Origin of the sequence: Microcoleus sp. Pol7_B2 (assembly GCF_036701035.1) — a bacterium.
Lineage (GTDB): Bacteria > Cyanobacteriota > Cyanobacteriia > Cyanobacteriales > Microcoleaceae > Microcoleus.
Window position 1 is genome coordinate 1 of record NZ_JAUBQB010000132.1, and the last position, 9285, is coordinate 9285.

Annotated in this window: 11 protein-coding genes; 6 read left to right on the top strand and 5 right to left on the bottom strand. The window is 46.2% G+C overall.

The features are described 5' to 3' along the window. Positions 1-129 precede the first annotated feature (129 nt). Together QUA57_RS27370 and QUA57_RS27375 are read right to left on the bottom strand one after the other, a co-directional pair. A complete protein-coding gene (locus QUA57_RS27370) occupies positions 130-792 on the bottom strand; it encodes a hypothetical protein (RefSeq protein WP_333064911.1) in 663 nt (220 codons plus the stop codon). Between the two features lie 231 nt (positions 793-1023). Continuing rightward, complete coding sequence (locus QUA57_RS27375; protein WP_333064909.1) at positions 1024-2049, bottom strand: YihY/virulence factor BrkB family protein; 1026 nt, start codon at positions 2047-2049, stop codon at positions 1024-1026. A 136-nt stretch (positions 2050-2185) separates the two neighbouring features. Here QUA57_RS27375 and QUA57_RS27380 point away from each other — a divergent pair, with 136 nt between their 5' ends. The 3 genes from QUA57_RS27380 (at position 2186) to QUA57_RS27390 (ending at position 4254) form a co-directional block, all read left to right on the top strand. After that, positions 2186-2818 (top strand): hypothetical protein, encoded by a 633-nt coding sequence (locus QUA57_RS27380; RefSeq protein ID WP_333037460.1) that lies wholly within the window; start codon positions 2186-2188, stop codon positions 2816-2818. Positions 2819-3127: 309 nt separating this feature from the next. Continuing rightward, on the top strand, positions 3128-4114 hold the full coding sequence (locus QUA57_RS27385) for a mechanosensitive ion channel family protein (protein WP_333064908.1): 987 nt from the start codon (positions 3128-3130) through the stop codon (positions 4112-4114). 14 nt (positions 4115-4128) lie between these two features. Next, a complete protein-coding gene (locus tag QUA57_RS27390; RefSeq protein WP_333064907.1) occupies positions 4129-4254 on the top strand; it encodes a hypothetical protein in 126 nt (41 codons plus the stop codon). Here the strand turns inward: QUA57_RS27390 and purU are convergent. The 3 genes from purU to thrC all read right to left on the bottom strand — a co-directional run bounded on the left by purU (position 4251) and on the right by thrC (position 7093). Continuing rightward, entirely contained in the window at positions 4251-5105 is an 855-nt protein-coding gene (purU, locus tag QUA57_RS27395) for a formyltetrahydrofolate deformylase (protein ID WP_333064906.1), read from the bottom strand. The genes QUA57_RS27390 and purU overlap by 4 nt on opposite strands. A gap of 113 nt (positions 5106-5218) precedes the next feature. Beyond that, positions 5219-5839, bottom strand: a complete 621-nt coding sequence (locus tag QUA57_RS27400; protein ID WP_333064905.1) for a Uma2 family endonuclease — start codon at positions 5837-5839, stop codon at positions 5219-5221. A 129-nt stretch (positions 5840-5968) separates the two neighbouring features. Further along, positions 5969-7093 carry a threonine synthase gene (gene thrC, locus QUA57_RS27405; protein ID WP_333064903.1) on the bottom strand — a complete coding sequence of 375 codons (1125 nt, stop codon included), beginning with the start codon at positions 7091-7093 and terminating at the stop codon, positions 5969-5971. Between the two features lie 138 nt (positions 7094-7231). On the opposite strand from thrC, the gene QUA57_RS27410 reads away from it, so the two are divergent. The 3 genes from QUA57_RS27410 (at position 7232) to QUA57_RS27420 (ending at position 9271) form a co-directional block, all read left to right on the top strand. Continuing rightward, positions 7232-7492, top strand: coding sequence for a hypothetical protein (locus QUA57_RS27410; protein ID WP_333251484.1), 261 nt, complete (start codon positions 7232-7234; stop codon positions 7490-7492). Between the two features lie 257 nt (positions 7493-7749). Continuing rightward, a complete protein-coding gene (locus QUA57_RS27415; RefSeq protein ID WP_333064902.1) occupies positions 7750-8802 on the top strand; it encodes a fatty acid desaturase in 1053 nt (350 codons plus the stop codon). A 175-nt stretch (positions 8803-8977) separates the two neighbouring features. Continuing rightward, positions 8978-9271 carry a hypothetical protein gene (locus QUA57_RS27420; protein WP_445304511.1) on the top strand — a complete coding sequence of 98 codons (294 nt, stop codon included), beginning with the start codon at positions 8978-8980 and terminating at the stop codon, positions 9269-9271. Positions 9272-9285: the final 14 nt, after the last annotated feature.

The following is a 9285-nucleotide window of genomic DNA, read 5'->3' on the forward strand; positions in this document are numbered from 1 at the left end:
CGGACCTATCTTTTTTTACCATAATCCAGTCAAATCCTTATTCTATCTGGCTTTGAGCGGGGTTGTCACCCCGCCAGCTGTAGAAGAGATTTTAATCACCGAGTTATCTGTTGGGCGGTTTCTACTAACTTACTTCCGCACCATCACAGAGCGGATCACAGCATTCGGCTGATACTTATTAGTCTGATAAAATCCCCCTTGACCAGCGCCATAAACTCCCCCAAATTGTTTCCCTTCAGCCTTGGGAACAAACATAATGTTTCTAGTGGGTTGCTTGGCAAATACAACCCCTTCTCTCGATTCATTATCGACGTTATAAGATAAAGTAGCTTTGCCGTAAATTGCCTCAGCTTGTTTCAGAGTCATTCCTGGTCCGACGCCCTGAACAGTTTTATAATTAGCATTTTCAGTCATCAAAAGTTCAATGACATCCGTATCTTTTAGCTTTGTCCCCGCAGCATAGATAATCCGATATTGCACTTTTCCCGACTGGCTGACAGCCACAGCATCAAAGTCTACCATAAAAGGAGACTGTACCTTAAACTGTGCTGTGGAACCGAGAGCCTTTTTCAATTGTCCTAAAGTCATCCCCACCTTCGCCGCTCCAATTGTGCGATCGGAAATTGTTAAACTTGCAGAAGGTGTTTTTTGAGCAGCATTTGCCGCTTCTCCCAGCACATTTGTAGCCCTAAGCGCAACAGTGGAACCGGGAGTGGAAATTAAGGTGAGATAACTGCCGATCGCCAGCAAAGCAGCTATCATTGATCCAGACAAAACTTTAACATTCAACATGACTAATTCTCCTAGATTTCAAATGCGACTATCTACCCGCATCTTTTTGACCATCCTGGGCCTCACCCTCCTAGTTTGGATTCTCAGAGGTGTTGGCCTCTTGACATTCATTCCCGGTGGTGTCATTTGGATACTGATTTTTCTGTCTTTTGTTGCGGGCATCCTCAGCACTGTACTCCGTAGGTAAGACAGCATCCGGCAAATAACAATTAACAATTCAAAATTAACAAATTATTTTAATTTTGATTGTTTGATAGCCTTTCCCACGGTCACATTCAACTGAGCGCCTATCAGCATTACCAAAGAAGAAATATCCAGCCACAGCAGCAACACAATAAAACTTCCGATTGTGCCGTAAGTCCAAGTGTAATTGCCCAAATGCAAAACATAAAACCGAAATAAAGCTGAAAATAGCGCCCACAAAATAGCAGCAAAAATAGCTCCCGACAAAATAGGAATATCTGGTTGACGGCGACTAGGCCCGTAGCGGTAAATAAAGGCAAAAGCCAGTGATACAATTCCCAAAGAAATCGGCCACCGCCACAGCCGCCAAACACCTAACAGTTGCGACTCCAAAGGGCAATTGCCGGCGAGGAGCAAGCAATTTTGGACATCTTTTAAATCGCAATTGGCGACGGACTCCAGCAGGCAACTCTGGCGGGCAATAGCTTGTACAATTAAGTCGCTGACAAATACTACTCCCGATGCCAGAATCAATAGTATAATTGTGCCGACACTCAGCGCCAGAGAAATAAGTTTTGCTTTCCAAAATGGTCGAGTTCGAGCGATCGGGGTTTCATGGATGCGATCGAGTGCAGCCATCGCCGCGCTCATTACTCCAGAAAAGGCCCAAATCGCCCCAAGAAAGCTCACTGAAAATAGCCCTTTACTCCGAGTTAACAGAATTTCTTTGATTAAGCCACCAATCAACTTCCGCACGTCATCGGGTATAATTTCGCCCAAAAGACGGGCGATTTGATAAAGTGTTGACTGCAAAGGTTCAAAGAGAGCGATCGCAGATAAAATAGCCAACAGCCCCGGAAACAGCGCCAGCATAGAATTGTAGGCCATTTCCGCAGACAGCCCCGGCAAGCGCTGCTCTCCCGCCTTCGCCCCGACTTCCTTGAGCGTGCCCCAAGTCAAACACCGACAAAACAGCCAAAAACCCCAAAATTTCCGTTTGAGAGCTCGAAGCAAGCTTAAAAGCGCCTTAAACAAAGCTAAAATCAGGTAGCGCAACCAGTAAAAAATGTTCATAGCGCACAGGAGAGGGGAAACTAGAAAAGGCAAAATGGATGCAGGACGATCGCGCAACTGGAAATAAGGAGCGTTACTTAATTAAGCCATTGCTAATTTAAAATCTAAAATCTAAAATCTAAAATCTAAAATCAATATGGCTCAGGATGTCAGACAGTGGTTAGATGAAATCAAGCGGCTGCAACAGCAGTTAACAGAAGTTTCGCGCGATCGAGATGAGGCCGGTGAAAGTGCGGCTCAGTGGCGCCAACTTTACAATACCGAAGCCGAGCAGCGGCGGAATGATGCCAAATTAACTCAGCAAATCATCGCTTCTCTGGAAGCACAAATAGAGCAGTTACAAAATTTTTCCCCCATTGTGCCCCAAGGTGATGATGCTGGGGTGGCTCGCCAGCAAGAAATCGCACAACTGCAAACAGTAGGCGAACTTAAAGCTAAGTTAGCAGAAGTTCTCGAAGAGCGCGATCGGGCGATCGAACAAGTTAAACAACTCACTCAAGCCCTCAAACAAGAAGAAGCCCGTCACGCCGAAACTAGCAAAAATTTAACTAGCGCCCTCGGAGATGCCGTTGACTTGCTCACGAAAGCCCAAAATCCTGCCCCTGCAAAAACCGAGACAGTATATTCTTTGGAGATAGTACCTACTCGCACTGCAAATCCTGGCGAAACTGCTCTGGAAATCCGCCAAACTTCCGCCCCAGGCAAAAATCCCGCCCAGCTTCCACCTTCTAAAAATCAGTTACTCGATTTACCGCCGTTTGGGAATTAGGAGTTAAAAATTCAGGAAGTGTCGGCATGGCGATTACCATCGGCAGGTGGGATTTAGTCAGGGATTCCTTGTTTTTGTTTTTCCTGCCATTAAGCGGCATTAATTCATCGGCTTCTTTATTATTTCGCACCTACAGAAGGTTTACTAATCGATGTAACTGTACTAGAACCCAACATATAATCTGCATTCAAAATTTTGAAAACTGCCAAAACATCTGCCTCGCGTCGTACCAATCTACAGTCTTTAGATAGAACTTAATCGAGCTAAATTTTACTAATATCGACAACGACTGATCCGCGAGGAAACTTCATGAAGGCAGAGATATCCATAGTCTGGAAAAAGATTCAGAGCATGATCGACAGCTTTATGATCATGCTGCCTAATATTGTGCTGGCGTTAATTGTCTTTGCAATTTTTTACTTTGTGGGTAGGCAAATTAAGAGAGTGGTCAGGCGAGTTACCCGCCACCACCACCAAGCTCGAAATTTGGGGCTGGTGTTAGGACGGTTAGCCCAGAGTGCGATCGTTCTAGTTGGTCTATTTATTTCTCTTTCGATTGTAATTCCCACATTGAAAGCTGGCGATTTGGTGCAACTACTGGGAATTAGCGGGGTGGCGATTGGTTTTGCCTTTCGCGATATCTTGCAAAACTTCTTAGCCGGTATCCTAATTCTGTTGACGGAACCGTTCCGAATCGATGACCAGATTGTGTTTAAAAACTTTGAGGGAACGGTAGAAAATATTGAGACTCGCGCTACAACAATCCTAACCTATGATGGCCGGCGGATTGTCATTCCAAATGCCGAATTGTTTACTAATTCGGTGACAGTGAATACCGCTTTCGATAAACGCCGCACCGAATACGATTTTAGTATTGGTTACGGCGACGATATTGATTGCGCCAAGCAGTTAATGCTGGAAGCATTGTACAGCGTAAAGGAGGTGTTGAAAGATCCTGCACCCGATGTGCTGGTGCTTGAGCTAGCAGAAAGTACCGTCAAGATCCGCGTTCGGTGGTGGATTGCTCCGCCGCGCCGAATTGACGATATGCGATCGCGCGACAAGGTAATTTGTGCTATTAAAAAAAAGCTTGTGGAAAACGGCATCGATTTGCCTTATCCCACGCGACAAATTTTGTTTCACGACCAAACCGAAGAAACCGATGGCGATCGCTCCCAGCAGCGCGAAGGATGGCCCGCTGGTAAAAGTAAAGTTCCGAAACCTCGCCGTATTGGCGACTCTTTCGGAAAACATGCCCTTGGGCGATCGCAACAAGACGGCAACGGAAAATCTTAACTGCATCACCAGTCATGCCAAATGTCAAGCTGAGCAAACTTTGGGATTCGCTGCACTTCGATCCTGCAACCGGAATTGATATCACTCGCCGAGCGATTAAAGGATTAACAAACCCGATGGATATCATGCCTAATTTTTAAGCAAAAACCACAGTCCGATTGCCGTAAACTAAAACACGATTTTGTAAATGATATCGCACGGCTCTTGCTAACACAACCCTTTCTAAATCTTTACCTTTGCGAACCAAATCAGACACTTCATCACGGTGACTGACGCGCACAACATCTTGTTCGATAATCGGACCCGCATCTAAATCGGGTGTAACATAGTGGGCTGTTGCACCGATAATTTTTACCCCTCTTTCATAAGCTCTTTCGTAGGGATTTGCACCCACAAACGCGGGTAAAAATGAATGGTGAATATTAATCACATTGGGAAATTTCCTGATAAAGTCTTGACTCAAGATTTGCATATATTTAGCCAAAACTACTAAATCAATATTATATTTTTTAATAAGTTCTAACTGTTGTGCTTCTTGAATAGCTTTATTGTCTTTAGTAATGGGAATATACTCAAAGTCGATACCATATTGTGCGGCAAGAGGCTTTAAATTTTGATGGTTGCTGATTATCAGCGGAATTTCACCTCTGATTTCTTGCGCTCGCTGTCGCCAAATCAAGTCTAATAAACAGTGATCTTGACGGCTTACCCAGATCGCGATGCGTCGAATTTTTTGGGAGAAATGCAATTGCCAATTGGCTTCTAAGTCCTTGGCTATTTCACTAAAAGCAGGTGTTATTTGTTCGGGGCTTAAGTCAAAACCGTCTAATTGCCATTCTAGCCTGCTCAGAAATAATCCGGCGGTAAAATCTGTATGGTGATCCGCGTGAATGATATTGCCGTTGTGGGAGGCGATAAAATTGGCAAGTAAGGCGACGAGTCCTTTGCGATCGGGACAGGCAATTAACAGGGTTGCAGTAGGCTTGGTCATTGTATAATCGCTAAGGTTTTATTGATGCTCCGCACCATATAAGCTCTTTGAAGTTATTCTGTAGGGTGTACGCTATGCAGCTTACTGTTACTCGAAATACCGCCGTTTGGTAATCAGGAATTTAAAATACTGCTTGCTCCGAAGATTTGTTGTGCGGTTAACTGCAAGTCGGGGAAGAGTGAAGAAATCAGTCGATCGCTCTTTTGAAACAACTGTTTTTGATACTCATCTTCTCGCAGCCTACAAATCGTAATTGTCGGCTGTTTGGGTTTGCCAATATATTCTCTGCCGCCAATGCCCAGATAATCCACAATCCAATACTCAGGCACTCCCAGCATTGCATAATCTTCAACTTTGCGGGCGTAGTCGTTCTGCCAATTGGTGCTGACGACTTCAGCGATTAGTTTAATTGAGTTTCCCAATGTAATTACAGGTTCTTGTTGCCACAAAGGTTCATTAATTAGTTGAGTTCGATCTACTACAAGTACGTCGGGGCGAAACGCTGTTGCTGTTCCTAATAGTTTGATGAGACAGCGAGGGGGAATAAAGTAGGGTAGACCCACCCGATCGATTTCTACATTGAGTTTTCGACCGAGGAAGGCGGATACTTGTTCGTGCGGCCCCGTTGGTTCCCTTTCGCTTAATTCACCATCGATTAGTTCGTAACGCTCGCTGTCGCCAAAGTTGGCAATAAATTCATCAACACTTAGAAGTCTGGCAGGTGATTGAACCATTCTGTTTGCTCCTGGTGATGAATTAAGAATTTTTTTAAGGAACCGCAGAGGACGCAGAGGACGCAGAGGAAGAGAAGAGAGAGAAGATGACAAAGAGTTTTCCTTCTTCCCTGTTCCCTCTTCCTTCTGCTAAAATCCCATCGCCCCAGCTACTGCATCCAAAGTCGGAGCAATCCCACTTTTAAATTGATTGTTGCTGTGATTAATTGCGGTATCCGGGTCTTTCAAACCGTTACCAGTGAGCACGCAAACCACCGTCGCCCCAGTCGGAACTTGGTCTTTTACCTTCAGCAAGCCGGCCACAGAAGCTGCACTCGCCGGTTCGCAGAAAATCCCTTCTTGCGATGCTAACAAGCGGTAAGCGTCGAGAATTTCGGCGTCGGTGACTGCGGCAAAACTGCCGCGGCTGGCTTCGGAAGCTGCGATCGCCTGTTTCCAGCTAGCCGGATTCCCAATCCGAATTGCCGTCGCCAGGGTGTCCGGGTGCGCCACTGGTTGGCCCGTTACCAACGGCGCAGCCCCCGCGGCTTGAAATCCCATCATCTGCGGCAAGCGCGAACATTTTTTGGCTTGGTGGTATTGACAAAAACCCATCCAGTATGCTGTGATGTTTCCCGCATTTCCGACGGGAATGCACAGCCAGTCGGGGGCGTCGCCCAAGGCGTCAACGACTTCAAAAGCTCCGGTTTTCTGACCTTCCAAGCGGTAAGGATTGACAGAGTTGACCAATGTCACGGGGTAGTTAACGGCCATTTCGCGGACAATTTCTAAGGCTCGATCGAAATTTCCGCCAATCGAAATGACTTCCGCACCGTAAAGCAAAGCTTGCGCCAGCTTGCCCAAAGCCACGTAACCCTCGGGAATCAACACGAAAGCTCGCATCCCCCCGCGTCGGGCGTAGGCGGCGGCGGCGGCTGAAGTATTACCGGTACTGGCGCAAATTACTGCTTTGGCACCAGCTTCCTTCGCCTTGGAAATCGCCATTGTCATCCCCCGGTCTTTGAAACTACCAGTGGGGTTGAGTCCGTCGTATTTCACCAGGACGCGCACGTCTCGACCGATGATAGAGGCGATCGCAGGTGCTGGAATCAGGGGAGTATTGCCTTCTTGGAGGGTCACTACCGGCGTGGTTTCTGTCACCGGCAGGTAGGGGCGATAAGCTTCGATCAAGCCGGGCCAGCCGTAGCGTTTCGGCTCGGTGGCGCGGGCAGCAGAGTTAGGAGCAGAGTCAGTAGCAGGTAGAATCAGGGTCACGGTGTCAATGGTTTTAGGCAATGGCCGAAGAATTTACACTAATTTTAGCTCGATCGGTTAATTTGATGTTTAATACGATCGGTTCAGGTTAAAGTAACTTAATGGTGTGAATGTGTAGATATGTCTACCCAATTACTAATGTCAAATAATTCATCGACTCTTTCCCGGCCTCAAGTTACCGCGAGCAATCCCGAAATGGCTAGTTCTTCTACGCTATCGACCAGTTTTGCCCGCAAAGTAAATTCAGTGAAGTGCCCCTACCAAGCCGATCAGCAAGTTAAGTTCCTGCACTTGCAAGCGGAAATCGAATCCTTGCTGCTGGAAGTGCAAAGCCTCAAACAGCGCTCGATCGCTGGCTTGCGGGAGATCGACCCCATTTCTGGCAGGAACAGCAATTAGCTGACAACAGTCGCTAATGCTAATTGTCCTGGCCCTGTGTTATAAAAACGAATGTTTTGCTACCCGCAGTGTTTTTTGCCAAAAGTGCTAGAAATTCCTAACTGCGGATAGCGATCGCTAGCTTTTGCTAAAACGCGCTTGCCTACAGCTCAACTCGTCTGCTGCTTGCTGGCAACGAGCTGACATTTTACGGCGCTTTTTTATTGCGCTAATTTGTTAAGCCATCCTCATGGCATACGGAGAATCGAAATCAGTTTATGACAGCATCGATCGAAAAACCACTAAATTTGACATCCGCAAGTGACACTTCCAACCTGCGCCTGAAAGATATTCTCAAAACCCTGCCGCGGGAAGTATTCGCCAAAAACCCCCGCAAAGCTTGGACAAAAGTAATCGTCAACGTTCTTTTAGTTGCTGTCGGTTACTGGGGCATAGCAGTCTCTCCTTGGTTTCTACTACCCCTAATGTGGATTTTCACAGGAACCGGATTAACCGGTTTTTTTGTGATCGGTCACGACTGCGGTCATCGGTCATTTGCTAACCGCCGCTGGGTAAACGATTTAGTCGGACATATCGCATTTCTGCCGTTAATTTATCCGTTTCACGCATGGCGGCACGGACACAATTATCACCACAAGCACACCAATAAAATTGGCGAAGATAATGCTTGGCAACCGATGACAGCAGAAGACTACGCTGCTGCTCCCAAGGCTTTACAAATAGCTTATAGTTTAATTTTCGGTCGGATGTGGTGGATCGGCTCGATCGCCCACTGGGCAAAAGTGCACTTTATGTGGTGGCGGTTCAAAGGACAACAGAAACAAGAACAAGTGCGGTTTTCAGTTTTTGTAGTTTTAATCGGTGCTGCGATCGGATTCCCGATTTTAATTGCAACCACAGGCATTTGGGGATTTGTCAAATTTTGGTTGATGCCCTGGCTGGTTTACCATTTCTGGATGAGCACTTTTACGATCGTCCACCACACAGCACCAGACATTTCATTTAAAGAACCCGAAGAATGGAACGAAGCCCAAGCGCAACTATCGGGAACTGTTCACTGCGATTATCCCCGCTGGGTAGAGTTTCTGTGCCACGACATTAACGTGCACGTTCCCCACCACCTTTCAACTGCTATTCCCTGGTACAATTTGCGCCTCGCCCACAGCAGCTTAAAGGAAAATTGGCAAGATCATCTGTACGAAACAGAATTTTCTTGGTCTTTAATGAAGCGGATTGCCGACAACTGTCACCTATACGATCCGGCTGGCGGCTATCAGACATTGCAGGAATTTAACGCTCAAACAAAGTAGTTTTGAAGCGTGATTAATCCCCAAAAAACCCGGTTTGTCAAACACAACCGGGTTTTTCGATATTACAATCCATAGCCTTTGTAAGGGGCGGAATGCGAGCCCTACTGTCAATATCACAATCCGTACCATTATTAAATCAGTCATTCCCCATCTAAAATCTAAAATCTAAAATCGAATGACTTTCAATCCCAATAACTGCCGCAACGAAAGCGAAGTAGAAAGCAAACTCATTGTCAGCTATCTGCTACCAAAGTTAGGTTATACGCCCGACACTTGGCACCAAGAAATCGCATTTGGGAATATTCGTCTAGACTTCCTCTCATTTGCCACCCAAGTTATCCCCATAGTTGTCGATGCAGACTCGCCGATGAGTGTAGTTATGGAGGCTAAACATCCGAAGGAAAATTTATACCATTTTTCTAAAGATGTGCTAGAGATAAAGAATGTAAGATCCAAGACCATCCTGTGAGAAAACCAATGACA

Bases quoted from the DNA above. Each gene is read 5' to 3' on its own strand.
- QUA57_RS27370 (WP_333064911.1), bottom strand. From the start codon at position 792: ATGTTGAATGTTAAAGTTTTGTCTGGATCAATGATAGCTGCTTTGCTG.
- QUA57_RS27375 (WP_333064909.1), bottom strand. From the start codon at position 2,049: ATGAACATTTTTTACTGGTTGCGCTACCTGATTTTAGCTTTGTTTAAG.
- QUA57_RS27380 (WP_333037460.1), top strand. From the start codon at position 2,186: ATGGCTCAGGATGTCAGACAGTGGTTAGATGAAATCAAGCGGCTGCAA.
- QUA57_RS27385 (WP_333064908.1), top strand. From the start codon at position 3,128: ATGAAGGCAGAGATATCCATAGTCTGGAAAAAGATTCAGAGCATGATC.
- QUA57_RS27390 (WP_333064907.1), top strand. From the start codon at position 4,129: ATGCCAAATGTCAAGCTGAGCAAACTTTGGGATTCGCTGCACTTCGAT.
- purU (WP_333064906.1), bottom strand. From the start codon at position 5,105: ATGACCAAGCCTACTGCAACCCTGTTAATTGCCTGTCCCGATCGCAAA.
- QUA57_RS27400 (WP_333064905.1), bottom strand. From the start codon at position 5,839: ATGGTTCAATCACCTGCCAGACTTCTAAGTGTTGATGAATTTATTGCC.
- QUA57_RS27410 (WP_333251484.1), top strand. From the start codon at position 7,232: ATGTCAAATAATTCATCGACTCTTTCCCGGCCTCAAGTTACCGCGAGC.
- QUA57_RS27415 (WP_333064902.1), top strand. From the start codon at position 7,750: ATGACAGCATCGATCGAAAAACCACTAAATTTGACATCCGCAAGTGAC.
- QUA57_RS27420 (WP_445304511.1), top strand. From the start codon at position 8,978: ATGACTTTCAATCCCAATAACTGCCGCAACGAAAGCGAAGTAGAAAGC.